This window comes from Pontibacter mucosus (genome assembly GCF_003054055.1).
Classification (GTDB): domain Bacteria; phylum Bacteroidota; class Bacteroidia; order Cytophagales; family Hymenobacteraceae; genus Pontibacter; species Pontibacter mucosus.
On the sequence record NZ_QBKI01000004.1, the window covers coordinates 51,226 to 76,987 of the forward strand.

At 50.8% G+C, this 25,762-nt stretch carries 7 protein-coding genes and 1 pseudogene; 2 read left to right on the forward strand and 6 right to left on the reverse strand.

Annotated features, from left to right (window positions below):
* Positions 1-107: 107 nt before the first annotated feature.
* The 4 genes and pseudogenes from C8N40_RS08930 to C8N40_RS08940 all read right to left on the reverse strand — a co-directional run bounded on the left by C8N40_RS08930 (position 108) and on the right by C8N40_RS08940 (position 11,181).
* A complete protein-coding gene (locus tag C8N40_RS08930; protein WP_108211446.1) occupies positions 108-896 on the reverse strand; it encodes a TerB family tellurite resistance protein in 789 nt (262 codons plus the stop codon).
* 228 nt (positions 897-1,124) lie between these two features.
* Positions 1,125-1,850, reverse strand: coding sequence for a T9SS type A sorting domain-containing protein (locus C8N40_RS22625; RefSeq protein ID WP_211318068.1), 726 nt, complete (start codon positions 1,848-1,850; stop codon positions 1,125-1,127).
* Positions 1,851-2,237: 387 nt separating this feature from the next.
* A pseudogene (locus C8N40_RS23425) lies at positions 2,238-3,452 on the reverse strand (Ig-like domain-containing protein); the annotation flags it as partial.
* Positions 3,453-4,002: 550 nt separating this feature from the next.
* Entirely contained in the window at positions 4,003-11,181 is a 7,179-nt protein-coding gene (locus C8N40_RS08940) for a T9SS type A sorting domain-containing protein (protein WP_108211448.1), read from the reverse strand.
* 864 nt (positions 11,182-12,045) lie between these two features.
* Between C8N40_RS08940 and C8N40_RS08945 the strand changes: the two genes are divergently transcribed.
* Complete coding sequence (locus C8N40_RS08945; protein WP_108211449.1) at positions 12,046-14,634, forward strand: M14 metallopeptidase family protein; 2,589 nt, start codon at positions 12,046-12,048, stop codon at positions 14,632-14,634.
* Between the two features lie 743 nt (positions 14,635-15,377).
* Positions 15,378-15,551 (forward strand): hypothetical protein, encoded by a 174-nt coding sequence (locus C8N40_RS22630; RefSeq protein WP_170114061.1) that lies wholly within the window; start codon positions 15,378-15,380, stop codon positions 15,549-15,551.
* Positions 15,552-15,559: 8 nt separating this feature from the next.
* Here the strand turns inward: C8N40_RS22630 and C8N40_RS08950 are convergent, their stop codons facing one another.
* Together C8N40_RS08950 and C8N40_RS08955 are read right to left on the reverse strand one after the other, a co-directional pair.
* Positions 15,560-16,507, reverse strand: coding sequence for a PorP/SprF family type IX secretion system membrane protein (locus C8N40_RS08950; protein WP_108211450.1), 948 nt, complete (start codon positions 16,505-16,507; stop codon positions 15,560-15,562).
* A 26-nt stretch (positions 16,508-16,533) separates the two neighbouring features.
* Positions 16,534-25,230, reverse strand: a complete 8,697-nt coding sequence (locus C8N40_RS08955) for a T9SS type B sorting domain-containing protein (RefSeq protein ID WP_108211451.1) — start codon at positions 25,228-25,230, stop codon at positions 16,534-16,536.
* Positions 25,231-25,762: the final 532 nt, after the last annotated feature.

Genomic DNA, 25,762 nt, shown 5'->3' on the forward strand with positions numbered 1-25,762 from the left:
GGTTGATTTAAAACAATCATGAAGGTGTAAACCCACCCCTACCCCTCCAAGGAGGGGAATTTCTAAGTGAACAGAGGGGGATTAATCACGACTTTATACTTCAAAATTTACCACCCTCCGCGGCGCTTGCCTCCTCCAAGTATGCCTCCTAATAAACTACCCAGCCCGCCGGAGCCCATGCTGCTGTAGCCTTTGCGGCCGTTCAGCCCGCCAAGAATAGATATCAGGGAGCCCATGCCTCCGCCGCTTCGGTACCTGCCGCCACCCATCATACCGCTTCCCAATAGTCCGCCAAGCATACCGCCCATCATACCGCCACCATAGCGCTTGCTCCGACGGCCGCCCATCATATTGGCAATTACAAGAGGCGCCAGTATACCCAGCATGCCCTGTACCATCTGCGGAGAGATACCGGCATTCTTAAACGTATCGCCGAAACCATTCTTGTTCAGGAAGCTCTGCGACGTTGGGTCCTCGCCTTGCTGTTGTGCTTGGTCGGCCTTTTGCACGTAATCCTCCAGGATGCTGTACTGCTTCTGGTCCACGCCCAGGTAGGTGGCCATGTCTTCTATATGCTTCTTTTCTTCGGGCGTATACTGGCCGTCGGACTTGGCAAAACTGATGATATCCGTGATGAGCGAAAAACGGAGCGGACTGGACTTCAGCACGTCCAGGCACTTTTGCAGGCTTATCTGGGAGGGGTTCTTGGCTACTGCCTCCACCTCCTGCCGCAGGTTCTCGGGCAGTTCTGCCGCCTCCCCCATCATGTATAAAAATTCCAGTTCCTCGTCTGAGGCGTGCCCGTCGGCCGAGGCCATACTTGCCAAAGCGCAAAAGTATGCCCCTTTCTCCTGTATCGGGTAATCTTTAAGTAGCGTGGTTTGCTCCTGTTCCATGTGCGTGTATACTTAGTGTGCTTTGTTTAAACGGCTGAGGATGAAGCTAAGTTGGCATCAGGAGAGGCTATACTTTACCAGAATCGCATTTTATACTTTGGCTATCTTTTCATGCCCATACTTTGCAGCGCCTTGCAGACAGCTAGTTGACATTTATACTTTTCAGAAGTCCATAAATGCAAAAAGCCGGGCTAGTACCCCGGCTCTTTTTCTTTAAACCCTATTACTCTATTTCTTCAAAAGCTTGAAATTATTGGCCTGGCCATTCATTTCAGTTCTTACAAAATAGATTCCTTTCGGCAGCGACTGCCATAATATTATCTTCTCCAGCGAGCGGCCTTTGCTCACCTCGAATTGCTGTGTCATAACGGACCTGCCCATGGCGTCCAGCACCTGCACGTTCAGTTTGCCCGACTCGTCTGCGTTCAGTTCCAGGTTCACCTCGCTCTCAAACGGGTTCGGGAAAGCCTTCAGGCTGTAGTTGCTCACCTCGCCAAAGCTCACGGCCTTGGTGGTGAAATACTCGAATTGACCATCCATGTCTATTTGCTTGAGGCGGTAATAGCGCGTGCCATACTTGCCGTTTTCGGTGTCTTTGAAAGTATAAACCTGCTTGATAACGGTGTTGCCGTTCCTGGTCGGCACGAAGTCCAGCTTGCGGAAGTTGAAGCCATCCTGAGACACCTGCACCTCAAAGCCGGTGTTGTTCTCCTCAGAGGCCGTGGCCCACTCCAGCAGCACGTTGTTCCCCTGCTTGACCGCCGTGAAGTAGATGATTTCTACCGGGAGGGGGTTGATAGGAGTTGTCTCAATTCGTAGTGGGGTTGGATCATAACATACGCCTGAGATTGGTGTGATGTCGCATCTTAAGTAGAACTCCTCATTAGGCACGCTTGGAATCTCCAATATTTCTGAATTTCCACCAACTACTGTTTCTAAGCCATTTCTTATCATGTACCATCTAAAGGACTGTGCATCGCCCCTATTCTGCATATCGGAGAACACCTGATAAGTTGCTTGCTTTCCGGGTTCTACAGTTGTCTGTCCAACTAAATTTATAGACCCGTTAGATGTTAAGACCTCCTGCAGCACCATATTTACCGGATTAGATGTTGTGCTACATCCATTCGAATTTGTGACCTTAACTATGTAGGCACCTGTTTCAGATGGTGTGTGGTTAAATCTGGTAGCGCCCGGAATTTCCACACCATCTCTGTACCATTGGTAAGCATAAGCTGGGTCTGTAGCTACAGACAAGTTAGTTCTACTAGCCGCTGTAGCCGGACAGTAGGACGTGGGGCCATTTGCCGTTATGCTAGCCGGAGGAAGAGGATTTACCGTAACTTGCATACTTGCCCTAGTTGCACTATGGCAACCTTGAGCACTAACAGCTGCTACTGATACTTGACCAGACTGTGCAGAATTAGTAAAGTTTACAGTAATAGTATTAGTATTTGCTCCGCTAACTATGCTTGCTCCAGTAGGAACTAGCCAGTTGTAGGTTACACCTGTTACCTGAGGCACGGAATAAACAACACCCTCCGTGCCTACACAAACACTAGAATTACCTGTAATGGAACCGGGTGTTGCCGGAAGTTGATTAACAGTAACAGTAACTGATCTTGGACTGCTTTCGCAGCCTGCTGCAGTAGCAACAGTAGTATAGTATGTAGTCGTTTCGCCTAAAGATGGAATTGTTAAAGTAGCTCCTGTTTGATTTGGAATATGTACACCATTGTTATAATCAGCTTGGGATGCATACCATCTATATGTTTCACCTGCTGTAGCATTAGCTCCCGAGGCACTTAATACAGCTTGTCCTGAGCCACATGCAGGTGGAGCCGTGGAGATGCCAACAGTAGGAACAGTAATATTTGCAGGGCAGGACTCTTCTGTGATGACAATGTCATCTACGTACATCCATGATTTATTGTCAGTAGATGTATGTAATCTAAAACCTACATATATAACTTGTTCAGGAGTCTGAAGCACGTTTCCGCTAAATTGAAAGCTTTTGGTTGAATAACTCGAAGAGTTAACATTAACATTTGCTCCATGCGACACAGTGCCCGTCATATTAGTAAAATTAGGGTCAGCAGATGTCACCAAAGTGATTTGTCCTGAGGATGCAGACTTATTACCACCTGTACCAGTACCACTTTTGGCTTTCAAAGTAGCTTTATAGGTATACCCTTTTCTAAAGACAAAACCATTAGTGAGCTTAATTAAGCCATTGTACTGACGGTTGTTTGTGCCATTGTTACCGACACCAGGAGTAGCCTCAATCCACGCAGCATTCCCAGTACTGACATTATTTATAGTTTCACCACCATCTGTAGCAATCTCAAAATACTTTGTGTTATCATAAGTAGGAGGGTTGCTACCTGCATCAGGTAATATAATTAGTTGAAAACCTGTACCGCTTACATCACCTTTTGTAGTATTATTAAAATTCTGTATTTCTGAAAACTGCCCAACCGCAGTCCCACTACTAAAAACAGCAGCCAGCAGCAAAGCCCAGAACAAACAGGCAGAACGAGTAAAAATTTGTTTCATAAAAAGGGGTTTAAAGGGTTTTTGGTTGTATTCAGTTGGTTGTGTGTATCAGTTTTTGCTGAAATTTTTAGGCAATAGCATTCCACCCACGCTTTTGGGCGTGCTATTTTAAATCGGGTTATTTCCAGCTTTGGGTGCTACCTGTTGGAGAGCCTGGCAGTGAGGCATTTCCATACTTTGTTACACCATTTGGCTATGGCTGGGCTACCTGAATTGCCTGAAAATTTTACTTAATAATTACAGAAACAGTCTATTTAACGAGACAAGTATAAAGCAAAAAAGTGATACAGTATATATAGAAGGAGTTAATTTTTTAACTAACCCAATTATAAATTGCACTGATATTTAATTATGTTAAAACAATAAACAGGTAAGTTATAGTGTAATCATTCCAATAGATACACTACAAAACCATACCATAAATGGTATATATTAAATAAACAATATAATCGTTTATCCTATGTTAAATTGTGTCAAAATATTTTCATAAAAACGCAAAAGAGCCGGGTAAAATACCCGGCTCTTTCAGCTTTAAACCCTATTAATGTTCTTATTCTCTCAGCATCTTAATCTGGTGCATCTTGCCGTCCAGGTAAACCCGGAGGAAGTACACACCGTGTGGCAGGTCACCCCTGATGTCAAGATTCACCGTGTTGAAGCCCTCTTCCACCACCACGGTCTGCTCCATCAACTGACGGCCGACGGCGTTCCACATGGTTACCTGCACCTGCCCGCTGTTCTCGGCAGCAATGTCCAGGGTAATCTTCGTGGTGAATGGGTTCGGGAAGGCTTTCACCTTGCTGGCCACCTCACTGAAGGTTACAGCCTTGGTAGTGAAATACTCGAACCTGCCATCTTCATCAATCTGCTTCAGGCGGTAGTAGCGGGTGCCGCGCTTGCCGTTCTCCTTATCGTTGTACTGGTACACCTGCTTGATAACAGTGTTGCCATTCTTGGTCGGCACGAAGTCCAGCTTGCGGAAGTTGAAGCCGTCCTGCGACACCTGCACCTCGAAGCCGGTGTTGTTCTCCTCAGAAGCCGTAGCCCACTCCAGCAGCACGTTGTTACCCTGCTTGGCCGCCGTGAAGTAAATGATCTCTACCGGGAGGGGAACTGCAGGCACTGTTGTATACCTTCCTGCATAAACCGTATAGCAAGCACTTTCATCGGCGACCACATCCACTCTTACAGCGAATGTACCGCCTGGTATCGATTGTATGGTCAATACTGGCCCGTTTACTTCCGGCACAACTACCCAATTACCGTCTTCGCCGTCGCCAGTGTACCAGGTATAAGAGATAGCATCGCCGTTATCCTCGAAAGTGTTACTTGCCGTGAACCTGGCTAGCTTACCTGACTCCAGTTGCTTTGACTCAATCACTTCCCCAGCTTCATTGGTGATAATGATATCTCCTTTCGGTTCTATGCGCTTATCTTCAATTACAGTTGCCTGTCCTACTGTAGTTGTACAGCCGGTAGTGCCGTTGGTTCCACGAATGCTGTAAGTTCCGGCAAGCACTGGTCCGAGTGTAATTTCTCCTCCTGTGCCATTTGCCGAGCTACCCACAAGCTGTCCGGATGAATTGAGCAACTGATATGCTACCCCACTTTGCGAATTAGAGATAGTAACCATAGCCCCTGAGCTTGGGTATTCCGTAGTTACCTCGCAATAGCTGCCGCCAGTGGCTGCAATGGCAAGTGGAAGCGGGTTCTCTGCTACAGTTATTGAACCAGACATGTCTCTCGGACAGGCCGCTCTGCCAGGCTGGCTGGCTACCGTTATTGCTCTTACAGCATAAGTACCTGCCGTGAAGCTTCCGGTGAAGTTGAAAGCCCCTGATTGACTCGCAGTTCTTGTAACTGTTGCCACCTGTGTACCATTTCTCAAAAGGTTATAAGTGGTATTAGGCTCTGACCCACTTAGGCCTATCGTAACACCTGAACCTGCACAGTAGCTTGTGGCACTGCTGGTAATATCATAGACAGTTGGCAATGGTGTAATATTCAGCTGCAAGTTTTGTGAAGTCACTACTGGTGGGCATGTACCTCTTACCTCCACATAGTATAAGCCTGCATCTGCAGCGGTAGCACTGGCAATGTTAAGCGTTGCTGATGTAGCACCTGAGATTCTACCGCCATTACTTAATAGACTTCCCGCACTATTAGGATTATCGCTGGCGCGCTTGAACCACTGGTAAGTCAAGCCGGTTCCCGTTGCATTTACAGAGAGTGTAGCTGTATTACCCACGCAGGCAGCATTTACTGTCGTGCTAGTTATAGCAGGCACAGTATTGACGTTCATGGTTACCTCAGTAGAGGTAGTGCCTCCTGCACAGTTCCCACTTAACGGGTCTTGGCTGTCTGTATCAGAGGTAAACACTATTGTTACCACATCGCCCTGTACAAAGTTCCTATTTGGACCAACAGTCGTCCAGGTTAATGCATCAGCATTGCCTGAGTAGCGGGTGGTATTGAATGTGGTTCCATTTATACGCCACTCTAACACCAGATTGATGTTGCTCCAGAACGGAAACTCTGAATTGAGGTTAGCTGTAAATGTAACTGCATCACCAGGGCATATCGGGTTACTGTTAGCCGTTAGTGTAATATCATAGTTGTACAGCTGCGAGGTATAAGTTCTGGAGGATATTCTTCTGTTAAAGTTAGGTCCGCATGCAGTTGTGTTAGATGTCACATAAACTGCGTAATAATCCAGAGAAGACAAACCTGCATTACTAAAGATTGGAGTTCCAGGGCCTATATTATTCTCCTGGTTCTTAGTCCACTGGTAAGTAAACCCACTCTCTAACCGCACCCCGTTTGCACCGAAGTTGATAATCGGGTTAAAGTACCTGTAAGCGTTTTGTTTGATAATATCTGGCGTATTTGCTGGGAATGGGTAGTTAGGGTTAGCAACCGGTAACTCTAAAGGCCCAATCAACCTGCCACTTGCATCCACTGGATCTCCATTCGCATTGGTTAAGTATGGATAGATAATAGACTCTGCGTCACGCACAATCCACGCTTCGTGGTTCACATTGTCACCCTGGCAGAAAGGCTTCAGAGAAGATATCACCACCACTCTGTACTGCGACTCTCTAACAGTAACTGTCTTCTCAGCGAAACTTGTACAGCCCTGTCCGTTAGTGAAAGCATAGCGGATAGTATGTGTACCTGGGCCTGCAGCACATGGTGAGAAAGTTCTAGTAGTGTTATTTATACCAGGACCAGAGAATGTACCTCCTGTTGGCGAACCAGTCAGTGTTACGCTACTACCACCAGTATAGAAGATATCTCCATCATTCAGTCCTGAGAAACTTACTGTAGGCACTGGGTTTACTGTAATCGTAACTGTAGGCGATGTGATAGCATTACATGGTGAAGAACTTACAACTCTTCTGAATGATGTTGTAGTAGTTAATGCGCCCGGCTGGTAGTTTCTACCATTATTCGTTCCTGCTGCGGCAACCCAGGCACCATTAGCGCCTACCCGCTGTTCCCAGAGGTAAGTATAAGTACCTGTACCACCTGTTGGCAGGCTACCGTTAATCTGAGTAGGCGTTCCCTCAGAACATATAGTTGTCTGTGTAGCAGTTATAGTATTGTTGCTTATAACTGGTGTGAAAGTTACTGCTACAGGCTCGCTAAAGCTCTCACACTGGCCTCCGCTCACCACTCTCCTGAAATATACAGTAGTTGAAGACGTCACTGATCTGCTTGCCGGAGTATAAGTAGCAGTGTTCGCTCCGGTTCCATTCGTCACATTGGTAAAAGTACCACTAGCAGAAGTACTGGTTTGCCACTGGAAAGTATAAGGAGTACTGCCGCCACTCAAGCTTGTACCTGCCGCCTGGCCTAGAGCTGCCACCGGAGAGTTGGAACAAACAGTTTGTGCTCCAGAAATCTGGTTGCCAGCAATCGGTGAGTTAACAATTATGGCCACTGCATTGCTTTCGCTTGAGCAGTTCTCAGAAGTCACCACACGGCGGTAGTATATAGTACCCAAGGTAGTAGTGGATGGCGTGTAGCTAATCTGATTGCTTGTACCCGGTGCTGTAGTCCACTGGTCTGAGCCGTTAGGGCTTTGCTGCCACTGGTAGGTCTTAGCATTAACGCCACCTGTCACTGCTCCACCAAGCGCAGAGGCTGTGGCGCCTTGGCAGTAGGTAGCAGCACCGGAGATAGTATTGGCTGTTATAGCTGGAGTTACGGTCACCCCAATCACATTACTTACATTATTTGCACACTCTCCCGAAGTAACTAAACGGCGGTAATACACTGTACCTGCAGTTGCTGTAGATGGTGTATAGGTAGCTGCTGTTGCGCTAGTAATATTTGTAAATGTACCTGTTGCACTTGAGCTGCTCTGCCACTGGTACGTATAAGCTCCTGTACCGCCAGCAACTGCACCACCTAGTGCTGTAGCTTCTGCACCCTGGCAATATGCCTGTACACCAGCAATTGTGTTTTCGGTGATACTTGGTGTTACGGTAACGGCAAAGGTATTACTAGTGCTAGTGCAAGTACCAGAGATAATAGTACGGCGATAATAAATTGTGCCTGCAGTTGCGGTAGATGGCGTATAGTTGGCTACATTATTAGTGCCTGCCGCTGCGCCCCAAGTTGTTTCATCTGTACTTTGCTCCCAAAGGTAAGTATAGTTTCCTGTGCCGCCACTTAGAGTACCAGCTGTAATTAAAGGTGTGGCTGTAGCGTTTTGACAGTAAGCCGCAGTGCCTGTAATAGTATTATTGGCAATAAACGGCTGTACTGTCAGTGTGATAGTACTAGTCGCTGTATTACATGCTGTAGTTGCATTCTGGGCTTGTAGTGTAATAGTAGCGGTACCTGGGCGCGATGCATTCACTATAACAGTAGAGGTTACCTCGCCTGTCACAGGGTCCAGCACATCATTACTACCAGACACTGTGAAGTTAGCATTATTAGAAGTCCAGGTGGCTTCTCTATCTGTGCCTGAATAGATACCTGTTACCGTAAAAGAAGTGGTTCCGGCACTATTCTGACAGATAGTTCTTGCAGCAGGTGCAGGGGCCACTATGTTTGCTGTTGGTTGTGGCAATACTGTTACCTCCTGTGGTAACGATGTCTTGGTACACAGCTGAGTATCTTCGTCTTCTTCGTTGGTATTACTTACCACTACCCTATAGAAACCCTCGTCTTCTGCCTCATAAACTCGATCTTGTGCTCCAGCAATTGCCTCAAAGTCAGTGCCGTTCTCACTAAACTCCCACTGATACAAATAGATTTGCCCTGGAGGAGCCTGATTAGCTGAGAATCTTACGAAACCACCCTCACAAAAAGTAGTAGACCCTGTAACTAAAATGGTAGCCTCGTCAGGCACATCCGCTACTTTTACTGCAATAGGCGTTGACGTAAGTGTGCAGCCTTTATCTGTTCTAACTGTAACGTAGTATGTTCCGGTTGTTGTAGCCTGGTAAGAGCTAGCGTTGCCAACAGGCGCCTCACTCGCCGTGCTAAACCACTGATAATTATAACCAACCACATTTTCTACCACTAACTCCACATAGTTCTCTGGGCAGAACTCTGTTGGGCCTATGGGTGTGATAGTTACGTTCGGAAGAGGATTCACAACAACTGTTACTGTCTGTGCCACCGACTCACAGCCATCGGTTGTACCATATACCGTGTAGGTGGTGGTTTCCGTTGGCCTTACATTTATACTTGCACCAGTAGCTGGCCCTTCTATACCAGTAGTAGGCTCCCAACGGTACGTAGTAGCCCCACTTGCTGTAAGCGTTGTGCGCTCACCTGCACATACCTCTGTGTTAGGGCTTACTGTAACTTCAGGCAAGGCCTTTACTATTATTGTCTGAGTGGCTGTATTAGTACACCCGTTTCCATTAGTGAAAGTATAAGTGATTTCATGATCTCCCACACCCGCTACTGCCGGATCAAATATGCCATCCACTACACCAGTGCCTGAATAATTACCATTAGCAGGATCGCCTCCTGTTAATGCGAATGGTGCAGCACTTATGCAGACAGCTTCAATAGGAGCCAGTGTAACTACTGGTAGCGGATTCTCTGTAACTGTGATAACATTAGAGTTGGTAGCGCATCCGTTTGTGGTTACTACCACCCTGTAGTCACCAGAGGCATCAGCAACAAACGAGGTACCTATGGCATCCTCAATATCGTCGCCGTTTAGTTGCCACTGGTAAGATGCCCCTTCTACAGGCGTTACATTCAACTGTACAGTACCCTCAGCACAGAACTCAACTGGTCCACTAGCCTCTATTTCAGCTACCGGAAATGCATTAACGGCAACTGTGAAGTTGGCTGGGGCGCCAGGTTTACCACAGGCATTGAGCGCTGTAACTGACAATACCACAGTGCCAGCCTCTTCTCCGAAAGATAAAGTAGCGGTGGCAGCAGTAGCGCCAGCCGTAATAGTTGCCGAACCAGACACTACAGTCCATTGGTAAGAAGTAGCCCCGGAAACAGCTGCGATGGAGTAATTTCCAGTGCTGTTAACGCAAACAGAAGCAGCTCCGGCCACATCACCAGGAGTGAGTAGCGGAACAACCGTTTTGGAAAAAGCTTCGGATGCTAAGCCATTATGGGGCGGTCCGGTTGGGTTTCTGACTACTATACTTAGAGTACCTGCAGCGGCAAGCTCTGTTTCTGTAACTGTTGTCGTTAAGGATGTTCTGCTGGCTACTGTAGCAGGTCTTTCACTGCCGTTTATTAACACAACAGCACCAGTGCCAAAGTTGGTACCAGTGATAGTCAGTGTAGTAGCAGGATCACCTTGTGAGATACATTCAGGCGTTACGCTGGTGATAGTAGGTCGCTGGTTGTTAACTACAAATGCATTGCTGGTAGCTTGCGCAAGAGTGCCGCTGGAGGCTATTAACGTGTAACCATCTCCCGGTAAGTCTATTCTCAGGTTGCTGAAAGTAGCAACACCATTTACTGCAGCAACCGGATTTGTACCGCTTAACGTGCCGCCGCCAGGGTTTGTACCTATGGCAAGTGCAACTGATGCAGTTGCACCCGGTCCGGTCGTAACGGTGTTACCAAACTGGTCTACCACGGCAACCTGTGGTGCTGGATTTATAGTTGCTCCAATAGCTGTATTAGTTGGCTGCTGTCTGAAGGCTAAACCTCTGGCAGCACCAGCAGCCATTGTAAGATTAGCAACAGTTGTGTTAGAACCTAACCCGGAAATATTAGCATTACCCTCAATAAAAACTGTTCCTGTAGAGGGTAAAGGAACCGCACCTGAAATTGGTTGTACCTGAATCCCGCTTATGGTGATAGCTTCAGTGTTATTACCACTGTTATTATAGGTAATATTAAATGTAAGGGTTTTATTGTCTGTAGATATTGTTGGCCTGAAAATTCTATTAGAATTAATATTTCCACCACTGCTTCTTAGGGAAACAGCGGTACCACTATTAGGATTAAACCTCCAGTTATCTTCTACTTTTAAAACTAAAGTACTGGTATTAAAGTCTCCTCCAATTTCCTCCCTTATTACCACATCTCCTATCCCAACAAATCCTGGGGTGGCACCATTCTGGGCTTGGTCTACTGTGGCACTTACATTAACAGGTGTAATTGGAGTAATGGCTGCCCATAAATAGACTGTTGTAATTAAAGCAAACAGGAAAACGCCAGACAAAGCTATGTACCTTTTTGCCTGGGATGCCTGCGCAATCAACTGAGTAAAACGTTGTTTCATAAAATGTGGGAATAAGATTGGGGTTTAAGGCTGTATGCTTTGGCCTTGGTGATGCTTGTGGGTCAGGTGAAACGAAAGCCTGGGGCTTTACAGTAGGGCAAAGTATAGCTAGGCAATAGGTTTATTAGCCGATTTTACCAGCTAAAACCATATTGCAGATAGGCTAAGTCTAGTCAACCTATAGAGTTGGGGATATAGAGCGCAGGAAGAAAATGTGATTCAGGCTACCTCGCTTTGGCCAGGCCCTTAAGGGGCACCACGCACATAGTAGGGGGTAGTGGCTATAGGCATATATTCTATTTCTATAGTTTTTTGTTATTATTCAAAGAGAATATACCCAAGTTACTATAAATTGTTACAGAGGCAACGTAATATTTATTCTTAAAATAGTATATAATCCTATAGGATTGTACTGCTAAAACTGCCTCATAAACTACTGTTAGTATGCCACATACAGCTTAACACATATACAGGTATGATTTTTTACTATCTAGGACGCATTGAATTGCACTAAAATAATTTCAATTTTATCTTAAATTTCTTCGTGCATCCACCCTAAAACATTCACCTTCTGAAAGAAGAGGCACTGTGAAATGTGGGCACAGGTGGTGGAAGTATACTTAGTATGGGTAGAGTTTATCATACTTGGGGTGAAGTATAAATAGGCATCTAATCAACAACTTACACATGTTAGCGAAGGCAAATGATTAAGTTCTAGCGTTTAGTTTAACGCTTGTACTATTAAACTCGCCCTTAAAGAGTGTTTCTTGCACCAGGCGCCTGTATTTTATACTTGCAAAAGCCTCAGCAAAACAGGAAATTGCAGGTATAACCAAACATCTAACCTATTCTTCACCTTTATTCATGAAAAACCTACGCATGCTTGCTGTAGCGGCCATGCTGGGCCTTAGCCCGGCCGTGGTGGCGCAGCAAACCGAGACGCCGCTTTCCTACTACCTGCCAGCCCAGTTCAGCTACAACAGCAGTATCCCCACGCCTAAAGACATCCTAGGGTATAATGTGGGTGAGTGGCACGCCAGCCACGACCAACTGGTGATGTTCATGCGCGAGATGGCGAACCTGTCAGACCGTATCAGCATCACCGAGTATGGCCGCACGCACGAAAACCGCCCGCTGTATTTGCTCACCGTCACCTCGCCTAAAAACCACCAGAACATTGAGAAAATAAAGGAGCAGCACCGCCAACTCACCGACCCGGAAAAATCCGGGAGCCTGAACATAAAGGATATGCCGGCGGTGGTATGGATGGGCTATAGCGTGCACGGCAACGAACCCAGCGGCAGCAACGCCTCCCTGCTGGCCGTGTACCACCTGGCAGCCGCGCAGGGTCCGGAGATAGAGAAACTACTGGATGAAACCATCATCCTCATTGACCCCTCCATTAACCCCGATGGCATGAACCGCTTTGCCAGCTGGGTGAACTCGCACCGCAGCAAGAACCTGGTCACCGACCCCAATAGCGCCGAGTTTAGCGAGGCCTGGCCCCGTGGCCGCACCAACCACTACTGGTTCGACCTGAACCGCGACTGGCTGCCGCTGCAGCACCCGGAGTCGAAGGGCAGGCTGGCCAAGTTCCACGAGTGGAAGCCGAACGTACTGACCGACCACCACGAGATGGGCACCAACTCCACGTTCTTCTTCCAGCCCGGCATCCCGAGCCGTAACAACCCGCTCACCCCGGAGAGCAACTATAAGCTCACGCAGAAAATCGGCACTTACCACGCCAAGGCACTCGATAAGATTGGCTCCTTTTATTATACCGAGGAGAGCTTCGACGACTTCTACTTTGGCAAGGGCTCCACGTACCCGGACATCAACGGAGCCGTGGGTATACTTTTCGAACAGGCCAGCTCCCGCGGCCATGCGCAGGAAAGCGTGAACGGCGTGCTGACCTTCCCCTTCACCATCCGCAACCAGTTTACCACCACCCTCTCTACCTTAGAGGCGGCGCAGGCTATGCGCGAGGAGCTGCTGGCGCACCAGCGCGATTTTTATAAGGATGCCCTGAACGAGGCGAAAAAGGCCGGCACAAAGGCCTATGTTTTCGGCTCGGAGAAAGACAAGGCCCGCGCTTACCACCTGGCTGAAATTATCCGACAGCACCAGATTGCCGTGTACCGCCCGAAGGAGAGTTTTACAGTGGATAAGGTGACCTACACGCCGGAGAATGCTTACATTATCCCGACAGACCAGCCGCAGTACAAGCTGATTGAGGCGATGTTTGAGAAGCGCACCACGTTTAAGGATAGCCTTTTCTACGACATCTCCGCCTGGACATTCCCGCTGGCCTTCGACCTGGAGCATGCGGCACTCTCTTCCCGCAACTTTAAGAAGAGCCAACTGGGCCAGAAAGTAGAGGAACTAAGCCTACCGGCAGGCGAAGTACTAGGCGGCAAAAGCGATTATGCCTATGCTTTTGAATGGCACGGCTACTACGCTCCCCGCGCCCTGAACCAGCTCATGGACCGCGGCATCAGCACCCGCGTAGCCACTGATAAATTCACCGGCGCCGATGGCAAGCAGTTCGACTACGGCACCATCCTGATACCCGTGTCAGGACAAAGTATAAACGCTGACCAACTGCACCAGGTACTGCAGGAGGTAGCGCAGCAAAACGCCCTGCAGGTATACGCTATGGGAACTGGCTTTACCCCGCAAGGTATAAAGCTGGGCAGCCCTATGGTCCGCAGCCTGGAGCAGCCCCGCATCATGATGCTGGTAGGCGATGGCGTGAACAGCTACGATGCCGGGGAGGCCTGGCACCTGATGGACGACCGCTTCGGCATGCGCCCGGTGCTGGTGAAGACCACCGATTTCAACCGTTCAGACCTGAGCAAGTATAATGTGCTGGTGATGGCTGAGGGCTCCTATAACAACATCTCCAAAGACAAACTGCGCACCTGGGTGCAGCAGGGAGGCACGGTAGTAGGCATGGGCGGCGCAGCCAAATGGCTCTCGGACAATGGCATCGGCAACATCACCTTCAAGAAAGTTGAGCCGGATACAAGCTCACAGAGAGCGTACGCTGACCTGGAAAACGCCGAAGGCGCGCACGTGATTGGCGGAGCTATTTTTGAAACGAAGCTGGACCTGACGCACCCGCTGGCTTATGGCTACACCGATGCAAAGCTGCCTATTTTCCGCAGTAACACCCTGTTTATGGAGCGCTCCAAGAGCCCGTACGCCAACCCGGTGATGTATACTTCGGAGCCGCTTATGGCCGGCTACATCTCCAAGCCGAACCTGCAACGGGTGAAAAACACGGCAGCCGTAGACGTAACAGCTTTAGGCGCCGGCAAGGTCATCGCGATGCCGGACAACCCGAACTTCCGGGCCTTCTGGTACGGCACTAACAAACTGTTCTTAAACAGCATTTTCTTCGGCCAGATTATCAGCGGCAACTCCGCCCGCGCCGAGGAAGCGGCTCATTAAGAGAGTATAGCAATTGCAAAACTCCCCCTCTTCTTGGTTTAGAAGAGGGGGAGTTTTTGTTTTGAGGGTTTTTGTATAGCTGAACCTGTACCCTTCCTTGGTCAGTCTTCTGATGTTCCGGGTCCAACCACCCCTGCCCCTCCTTGTCTAAGGAGGGGAGTTCTGTAATTACTTTGGCTGAAGTATAAATTCCATAGCCTCAGTTCTTGCGCGGACAGGTCGCGACCTGTCCCTACAACGTATAAACCCACCCCAGCCCCTCCCGATAGGGGAATCTCTGCATACGATTACATCCCCCTACCCCCTTCAAAGGGGAACTTTGGCTGAAGCTCCGTCAGCCACTGCTATTGAGATTATCCCAGCCTTTGGGTTGAGCGCCTTCTAGATTTCCGGTGCCGCAGGCAGCCCGAGGCACGAGGGCAGGAAATGTAGACAGCGCGATGCCCGAAGGCGAGGCCTCCCGGCCTGGGAGGGCAGAAAGCTAGAGATGAAACGAGACGTTTGTGGGAACTAGAGGAAGAAAGGAAGCTAGTAAGGTTAGCTTGCCTCCAGTTGCGAAAAGCGGTGGTTCAAGGAAAGTATAAGTCGAAGTATGATAGGCACGAGCTACAAGCTCGCGCCAGCAAAAGTATAAATCAGCAAGTATAAAAGTATAGCTGCAAGTATATCAGCACTGTCGAAGTATAAAGTATGGCTTTTCAAGCCAGTTGGGTTGCAAACCCAACACCATAGGTAGGCACGGGTTGCAAACCCGCGCCAGCAACGGGGTTCCTGGACCAGCAGAAAGTATAAAGCATACCCATACTTTATACTTTGATACAGCGCCAGACAAGTATAAAACCGCTAAAACAAGTATGGCCAGCGCGAATGCACTGGCCATACTTGTTTATACTTCAAAGCTGCAGTTTATACTTTGAAATCACTATTACGGCAGTCTAAACCCAAGCACAATTTCGTGCGAGCCGGCGCTGTGGTGGCGCATCGGCGACACAGTGATGTCGTAGGTATAACTCAGGCGGTACTGCTCTTTAAACTGCACGCCAACCAAACCTACCACAGCATCCTGGGTACGGTAAGAAATGCCCGCCCACACCATGTCGTCGTAAACGGTTTTGCGGCGTTTGGTGAAGTGGTACTCGCCGCGCACGTTAATGTCGGCCTGGATGGGGGCAGGGTTCACGTACTTGACCAGCACCGAGGGGGTCACGGTGATGTTTTTGTTTACATCAAAATGGTATCCACCCGACACAAACAGGTGGCGCGACAGGCGGGCCGGATCCTCAATCTCCTTGTTCTTGTTAATCCTGTTGCCCAGCACCTGAAACAGCGAGGCCCCTACAAAGAACTCCTCCGAGTGCAGGTATGTGCCCACACTCAGGTCAGGCATAAAGGCGTTTATACTTCCCTGCCGCGTTACCGGGTCGCGCTCGTTGGAACCGTCTGCCAGGTGTATCTTGCCCTCGTCAAACTTATACTGCTGCAAACCGCCAAACACCCCCGAAGAAAGATAGAGGTTCTGGTTGAGGGGCACGTGGTAAGCGTAAGAAAGCAAGACGCCGGTCTGGGAAATCGGGCCGGTCTGGTCTTTGTAAATGTAACCACCCGCCCCGTGGTAGGGCCGTGCCCTGCGGCTTCGGAGCGTTTGCTTGAACAAAGCGGTTTCGGCACTCAGGTAAAAGGTTTTGGGCGCTCCGTCAAAGCCCGTCCACTGGTTGCGGTAGCCGGCTTTTATGTTCCAGTCCTTCTCCACCCCGGCTACCGCCGGGTTCAGGAGAAAGTAGTTGGTCATGTACTGGCTATACAGCGCCTTCTGCTGTGCCACAGCTACCGAACCAACGAGCAGAAAGCAAAATATAAGGATGTAATTTTTCATAACACGTCTTGTTTGGTATTGGGCAGTTAGCGCATAATGGTCACTGATGTTTTAATAGGAGCCGTGCCGTCGCCGAACTCGATGATGGTGTAGTAAGTACCATCCGGCAGTCGCTTGCCTTTGTAGGTGCCGTCCCATGGCTTTTTATATCCTTTGGACGAGAACACCTCGCTGCCCCAGCGGTTGTAGACCGTTACCTGGCAGTTCGGGTACAGGTTTGGCAGGTTCTTCAGTACCCATGTATCGTTCATTCCGTCGCCGTTTGGCGTAAAGCCGTTCGGGATGTCGATATCACCTAAGCCCTCAATCACGAAGGTTGCCGTAGTCATACAGCCCCTGCTGTCTTTCACGGTCAGGGTATACTCGCGGGCGCTCAGGTTGGTAAACACCGAGTCGGACGTGAAGCTGCCGCCATCCAGCGAGTAGGTATAAGGTCCTACCCCACCGGTAATCAAGGTCACGGCCGCGCTGCCTGTTTTCTCGAAGCCCACCGCTTTGGTAAGCGGCGTTACCTCTGCCACCAGATCTTCTGCCTCCTTCACTTCCACCATACCCACGTTAATGGTGCAGGACTCGGAGAATTTGGTAACGAGCTGATAGCTGCCTTTGGCCAGGTCCTTGAACACCGGGTTCTTCTGGAACGTCTTGCCGCCATCGATACTATATTGGGTCTGCGCATTGGCACCTGTTGTCGCGAAAGCAATCTCGCCGGTGTTGCCGCCCGAGCAGGCCAGGTGGTGCACGTAGTCCAGCTTGCTGCTCACGCCTTCTTCCACCTGCACTTCTATACTATAGGTACAGCCCGCCGCGTCTTTCACAGTTAAGGTATAAGCACCTGGCGCTACATCGGTTAGTGTGGCAGCAGCCGTGAAGGTGGCGCCATCCAACGAATAAGTATAAGGAGCCGTGCCGCCCATAACCTCGTCGATGGAAATGCTTCCGGCAGGCTGCTCGCAGGTTGGGGAAGTTACCGTGGCCCTTAGGTTCGTGATAGGCGGTGTGTTGCGGATGGTCAGCAGCTCAATGCTCACGCAGCCGGCCGCATCCTTCACCGTTACGGGATACTCTCCTTCGGTCAGGCCGGTAAACTCCGGTGCGTTCTGAAAAGTGGTGCCATCTATACTATAGGTATAAGGACTCACGCCCCCGCTCACGTTGCTGATGACGATGCGACCGTTGGCAGCGCCACAGCTGGCGTCGGTGCCGGTTGCCACGAAGGTTGGGGCTCCGCTGTTGCTCACCTCTTTGTTTACCTCCAGCACGCAACCTTCCGCATCCTTAATGGTGATGGTATACACGCCCACGGCCAGGTTGCCAAAAGTAGCCGAAGCCTGGAAGGTCTTGCCGTCTATACTATAGGCCAGCGGCTTAGTGCCCTCTTTCACGGAAGTAACCGTGATGGTGCCGTTCGCCTCGCCGCAGGTGGCATTTGTAGAAGCAAGCTCAGCCTCTTTCGGACCCTTGATGCCCACTGTTACTTTCACCGTAGTGCTGCAGCCGTTGGCATCCTTCGCGTATACCTCATACTCCCCTGCCGCCAGCGAACCGAAGTTGCCAGCCGCCTGGTAGGTTTTACCATCCAGCGAGTAGGTATAAGGAGCTTTGCCGCCCGTTACGCCGCTTACTGTAATGGTACCGTTGTTGGCCGTGCAGGCCGTTGGCGTGGTAGAGGCCGCGATATCAGAAGGACCAGCGATGTCACTAACCACCACTTTCTTCTCCAGGATACAGCCGTTGGCGTCTTTCACCCGGATGGTGTACTCGCCGGCTGCCACGTTGGCAAAAGTAGTGGTCGTCTGGAAGCTGCCGTTATTCAGGGCGTAGGTATAAGGCGCCGTGCCACCCGTTACCTTGCTTACGGTGATAGAGCCGTTGGCCGCACCGCAGGTAGTAGCTACGGTTGCCAGCTCATACTTTTCCGGACCGCTGATATTGCCCACCTCAGCCGTTCTGATGAAGGTACAGCCGTTGGCATCTTTAATGGTGATGGTATGCGAGCCAGCAGCCAGTCCGGTCAGCCTGGCATTTGTCTGGAAAGTTTTCCCATCCGCGCTGTAAGTATAAGGAGCCGTGCCGCCCGTTACGTTGTTTACCGTTACCTCCCCGTTGCTGCTGCCACAGGTAGAGGCTTTGGTCGTGAAGGAAAATCCTTCCGGACCGGTGATGTTAGACACCGTGATTGGCTTAACAAACAAACAGCCTTTGGCATCCTTCACGGTTACCAGGTACTCGCCGGCAGCCACACCCGTAAAGGTAGCTCCCTCCTGGAAAGTAGCGCCATCTATGCTATAAGCATACGGCTTGGTACCACCGGTTACGCCTGTAATACTTATCTGGCCGTTGCTGTTGCCGCAGGTTGTGTTCACAGCCGTGGCCACCAGGTCAGACGGGCCGTCTACGTTGCCGACCATTACCTGGCCAGCATAAGTACACTGGTTGGCGTCTTTTACGGTGATGGTGTAAGCTCCTGCAGCAAGCGCCGTAAAGCTGGCCGCAGCCTGGAAGTTGCCTCCGTTGATACTATAGGTGTAAGGTCCTACCCCGCCATCCACAGCCGTGATGGTGATGCGACCGTTCGCGCCGCCGCAGCTGGCCGACACAGTTGTGCTGGCAAAGCTGGCCGGGCCATCCTTGCTCACCTTTACTTTGTCGGAGAACTCGCAGCCGTTGGCATCTCTTACCGTGATAGTATACTCTCCTGAAGCCAGCCCTGAGAAGGTAGCCGTGCTCTGGAAGTTTTTGCCGTCAATCGAGTAAGTATAGGCTGAAATACCACCGGTCACGCGGGTTACCGTAATGCTGCCGTCGTTGTCGGCGCAGCTGGCAGCCTTGGTAGTAGCCGCGATAGCGCTTGGTCCGGCCAGGTTGGTTACTTCCACCGCCTTGGTAAACGTACAGCCCTTGGCGTCTTTTACCGTGATGGTGTGGGTACCGGCAGCCAGATTAGCAAAGGTAGCCGAAGCCTGGAAGGTGGTGCCATCTATACTATAAGTATAGGAGCCCGTACCGCCGCTCACGCTGCTTATACTTACCTCGCCGTTGCTGGCACCGCAGGTAGAGGCTTTGGCCGTGGCTACAAAATCCGAAGGTCCGCCGATGTTATCTACTTTTATACTTGCAGAGAACCTACAGCCCTTGGCATCCTCTACGGTTATGGTATACGCGCCGGCCAGCACGCCCTCGAACGAAAGCCCGTTCTGGAAGTTCACGCCATCCCTGCTATACTTGTAAGGAGCCGTGCCGCCGGTAACTTTGCCAACCGTGATGCTGCCGTTGCTATCGCCGCAGGTAGAGGCAGTGCTGGCCAGCTCCATCCCGGATGGACCCGCCACATCCTCCACCACGACCTTCATTGTGATGATACAGCCGTTAGCGTCTTTCACCGTAATGGTATGCTCGCCAGCTAACAGGCCCGTGAGCGTAGTAGCTTCCTGGAAGTTAGTGCCGTCTGCGCTGTAGGCATAAGGCGCGGTTCCGCCCGTTACCGCATCCACTTTTATACTTCCGTTCGCGCGACCGCAGCTCGAGGCTGAGGCCGTGGCGGTGAAAGCAGATGGACCCGGGATGTTTTCCAGCGTAATGGCCTGCGTGAAGGTACAGCCATTGGCGTCTTTCACCGTTACCTCATACTTGCCCGCAGCCAGGGAGCCGAAGCTGGTGCTGCTCTGGAAGGCTGCGTTGTTCAGGCTGAAGGTATAAGGCGCCGTTCCGCCCGTTACACCGCTCACACTGATAGAAGCATTCGAACTACCGCAGGTAGAGGCTTTTCCGGTTAAAGCGATGGCCGATGGTCCGGCGATGTCTTCTACTTTTACCTCTTTTCGGAAAGTACAGCCTTTGGCATCCCGTACGGTGATGTTGTAGGTGCCTGCCGCCAGGTTGGCAAAAGTAGCCGAAGTCTGGAAGCTGCCACTATTTATACTATACATGTAAGGAGCGGTACCACCCGTAACTGTGCCTACTTTTATGCTGGCATTGTTCGCGCCGCAGGTCGAAGCTACGGTGGTGCTGGCAAAATCAGTCGGTACGTTCTGGTTTACTTTTATACTTGTGGTAACTGTACAGCCGTTGGCATCTTTCACTGTTACCGTGTAGTCTCCGGAAGCCAGGCCGGTGAAGGAAGTGGATGCCTGGAAGTTTTTGCCGTCGATGGAGTACGTATAGCCGGATGTTCCGCCTGTTACCTGGCCCACTGCAATGCTACCGTCGTTGTTCTGGCAGCTGGCCGGTTGGGAAGCGGCCGCTACTGCCGAAGGCCCGGCAATGTCGGCAACGCTAAAGGTTCTGGCGAACGTACAGCCGTTTCTATCCTTCACCGTGAGGATGTGCTCGCCGGCCAGCAGGTTCTCAAACACCAGCCCCGCCTGAAAGTTCACGCCATCTATACTATAGGTATAAGGTGCTACACCGCCCGTCGCTGCTGTCACCGTCAGCTTGCCGTTGGCCGCACCGCAGGTAGAGGAAGTAGCGCTGGCCAGCAAGCCTGTCGGGCCACCTGTATTCTCCACCACAATCTTTTTGGAGAGCGTACAGCCGTTTTGGTCTTTTACCGTTACGGTATACTCACCGGCTGCCACTCCGGCAAAGGTGGTTCCCTGCTGGAAGGTTTTGCCGTCGATGGAGAACGTATAGGAAGCCGTGCCACCGGTTACCCCGCTCACCTCGATTTTACCGTTGCTCTCCCCGCAGGTAGAAGCGGTGGAGGTCAGCAGCAGCTCGCTTGGGCCAGGAATGTTGGTTACGTCAATCGTACGGGCCAGCGTACAGCCGTTCTTGTCTTTTACCGTGATGGTATACTCGCCGGCTGCAAGGGTAGCGAAGGTTGCCGAAGTTTGGAAGTTCTTTCCGTCGATGCTGTAAGTATAGCCGGACGTTCCGCCCACTACGTTGCTAACGGTAATGCTCGCATTGCTCGCGCCGCAGGTAGAGGCTTTTGCAACCAGCGTCATATCGCTTGGACCAGCCACATCCTCCACTATCACCGTGCGTGTGCCCATACAACCCTTCGCATCTTGTACCGCAATGGTGTAGGTGCCAGCCAGCAGGTTGCCGAAGGTGGTTGAAGCCTGGAACGGAGCCCCGTTTATACTATAAGTATAACCACCCGCGCCGCCGGATACATTGCTCACCACGATGCTGCCATTGCTATCGCCGCAGGTGGTAGCTTTAGCCGTGGCCGTAAAAGTTGGTCCTTCCAGGTTGGCTACGCCTACCTCACTCGTAAACGTACAGCCGTTGGCATCTTGCACTGTGATCTGGTAAGTCCCGGCCACCAATGCGGTGAAAGTGGCTGACGTCTGGAACGGCCCTCCGTTTATACTATACTTGTAAGGCCCTGTGCCACCGGTTACCGCACCAACCGTAATCTGCCCATCCGCACGACCGCAGGTAGCGGCAACCGTAGTGCTGGCAAAAGCGGTCGGCACATTGGCTCCCACTTCCACCGACGCCGTAACGGTACAGCCGTTTTTGTCTTTCGCAGTTAACGTATAGGTACCGGCCGCCAGTCCCGTGAATGTAGTGGAGCTTTGGAAAGTGGTGCCGTTGATGGAGTAGGTATAATCCGCTGTGCCGCCCGTTACGCGACCTACCGTGATGCTACCGTCGTTGTTCTGGCAGCTGGCCGGTTGCGACGTGGCCGCCACCGCCGTTGGTCCGGCAACATCGGTCACCGTAACCGAAGCAGACACCACGCATTTGTTTTCGTCCATGGCATACACCGTGTGCGTGCCGGCCACAAAGCCAGTCAAGGTAGCGGATGTCTGGTAGTTCACCCCATCCTTGCTATACTTGTAAGCCCCTGTTCCGCCGGTTACGCCTGTTATGGTCACCTCCCCATCCGCTCTACCACAAGTGGATGCCTTGGCACTTGCCGTAAGGGCTGAAGGACCAGCCACGTTGGTTAAGGTGATTTTCTTGGAGATAACGCAGTTGTTGCGATCCTTTACCGTGATGGTATACTCGCGGGCAAGCAGGTTGCCGAAAGTAGCCGAAGTCTGGAAAGTCTTGCCGTCTATACTATAAGTATAGGCACTGGTGCCGCCGGTTACGTTGCTTACGGTCAGGGTGCCGTTGCTGGCGCCGCAGGTAGAGGGCGTAGCCGTCAGCACAAAATCACTCGGACCGGCAATGTCCGTCACTTCCACTGTTTTGGTAGCCACGCAGCCGTTGGCGTCTTTTACCGTCACCTCATACGTAGCAGCCTTCAGGCCCGTGAAAATGTTCGAGCTCTGGAAGCTGCCGCCGTTGAGCGCGTAAGTATAAGGAGCATATCCTGCCGCAGGGGCGCTCACGGTTATACTTCCGTTACTTGCGCCGCAGGTAGAGGCCTTTGCTGTGGCCGTAAAGGCAGGACCCGCCATATCGGTCAGGGCAACGGCCTCCGAATAGATACACCCGTTCGCGTCTTTTACATAGATAGTGTAATTACCGGCAGCCAGCCCAGTAAAGGTGGCCGACGCCTGGAAGTTGGTGCCATCTATACTATAAGTATAAGAGCCTGTGCCGCCGCTTACATTAGTCACCGTCACCTCGGCATTGCTATAACCGCAGGAGGAGGCTTTGGCTGATACCGTCAGGTCTGTCGGGCCGGCGATGTTGCCTACCGTTACTGCTTTGGTTAAGCTACAGCCTCTCGCGTCGCGCACCGTAACGGTGTAGTTACCGGCTGCCAGTCCCGCAAGGGTGGCGTTTGTCTGGAAGTTCACTCCGTCTATACTATAGTATAAAGGAGCGACACCGCCCTGCACATTGCTCACGGTGATGCTGGCGTTGCTGTTGCCGCAGGTAGAAGAGGCAGGGGTAGCTGTGAAAGCCGTCAGGGTTTGCTGGGCAACGGTTACTGTTCTGGTAACAGTACAGCCATTTTTATCCTGGGCAGTAACGGTATAAGTACCTGCTGCCAGCCCTGTAAAGGTGGTAGCGTCCTGGAAAGTGCGGCCGTTTATACTATACTTATAAGGAGCCGTGCCGCCGCTCACCTGGCCCACCGTAATGCCGCCGTCGTTATTCTTACAGGAAGCAGCCACGGTAGAGGCCGCTACCGCTGTTGGGCCGGTCACGTTCGTGATAGTCACGCTTTTGGAAACGGTACAGCCGTTGGCATCCATCACGTAGATAGTATAAGTGCCGGCCGCCAGGTTCGAAAGTGTGGTGCCTGTCTGGTAGGTTTTGCCGTCTGCGCTATACTTGTAACCTGCTGTGCCGCCCACCACGCTGCTGATGGTAACACTTCCGTCGCTTCTGCCGCAGGTTTCCTGAGTAGCGCTTAGGGTAAAGTCAGTAGGGCCATTTACCTGTGTTACGGTGAAGGATTTGGTGATCGCGCAACCCTTCCCGTCTGAAACGGTGACGGTGTAGGTGCCAGCGGCCACGCCCGTAATGGTAGCCGTGGTTTGGCCGCTGCTCCATTTATAGGAGATAGGCCCGTTGCCGCCTGTTACCCTGGCCGATATTGTCCCGAGGGTGCCGTTACAGATAACCGGCGTGCCCGTCAGTTCCACATCGATGGGGTAAAACGTAATCAGTACGTCATCTTTCACGGCCGTACACGAGCCGTTACCCGTCGAGGTAAGCGTGAGCCTTACAGAGCCTGCCGCTATCTCAGCTGCCGTTGGGGTATAGACCGCGTTAAGCGCGGTGTTGCTTGGGCTGAAGGTGCCCCCGCCCCCACTCCAAATACCTCCGGTGGCCGCTGTTATAACACCCGCTAGTTGCACCGGGCTCTGCGAACACACCAACTGATCGGGACCAGCGTTTGCCGCCAGGTTCGATACCACATCTACCGTGGCCGAGAACTCGCGGCAGTTCGGGTAGTTTACGTTCCGCACCTCGAACTTATAAGTACCTACCGTGGTGGCCGTATAGTTCAACCCATTTCCTACCACGTTGCCGGCAGGGTCCGTCCAGATATACTCCCACTTACCATCGCCGCCGGTTACATTGCCCGTCAGTGTCACGCCGCTGCTTCCGGGACAGATAATGGCCGGGTTAGGGCCGACCGTTACCGTTGGGGGCGGATAGAAAAACACGCGCACCACATCAGAAACGAACCTGCCCGGGCATTTTGTCGCCACCGTTGTGCCGGTCACCTCATAGTCTACATAGGCTGGCGCGTTCGCGTCCGGTGTTACCAGCGGTCTGGTGTCGCCGTTCGGGAAGCTCAGGTATTTATTATAAGTGCCGTTATAGGTAATATCTTTCCAGGTGATGGTACCCGGCTCAAAAGACAAAGGCGCTATCAGCGTACCCGAGCACCCGGCTGTTACCGAGACATCGGGCTGCGGTGTGAAAGAGGCCAGGGAACGGATCTCAAAAATGCCTTTAGCATTTCCGGGCATACAAAGTGACAGTACAATTGTCTCGGAGACATCCACACATATCGGCTCGCCCACCGGGTAACTTGTTCCGCAACCAATCTGGTACGTCATTGATCCGGAAGGCACCGGTCCTCCCACAATGTCGAACTCCATTTGCTCGGCATTCTTGTCCAGAATAATCTCAAACTGAATACAGTTCTCATTATTGGGAACGTTACAGAGCTGCCCGTTTCTTGACACTTCGCCGGAATTCCAAACGCCGTTAGGCTTGCCTCTCAGGTCAATCTTGTAGACTGGCACCTTATTCCCCTGACCAAACGCATCAAGGGATGTCGCGAATTGCAGCACCCCTAGCAGGCAAATGGCAAACAGGAAAGAGAGGTTTCGGGTAAAGGTTATTCTCATAAGCTTCCGTTAAAACTGTGAAGATGTTAGTAGTAGAAGGTTACTTTGGTACACGTTATAAATATGCTGTGCTATTCCGGCAGCCTCACGGCTTGTCGTCACATCAGCAAAACACTAAATCGAATCACGCTATACTTCCTGAGGCCACGGCAATACCAATCAGCACTCTCATTTTTTGTTATACTTTAGATATACAATCATCCAATTACACAGCCCTTACAAGCACCACCACCATGTAGCGACAGCGCTACTACATAATTGTATTTCCCATTACACTGCCTGTCCAGAAGCCATTAATAACACTGACCAAAAGCTTTTTTATCACTTTAAGAACAGTACAATTATTTTAGAGCCAACAACACACTAAAAGCACCTGTAACCTCGTTTAAGCTAAGTCAAAACAAATTAAATAGGAATATATATAGCAAGCAATACAATTTAAACTTTTAGAACAACCCAAAGTATAGATAAAATATAACTATAATTATTCCAATAAATTACATATACAATATATAGTTATAAATACATACAA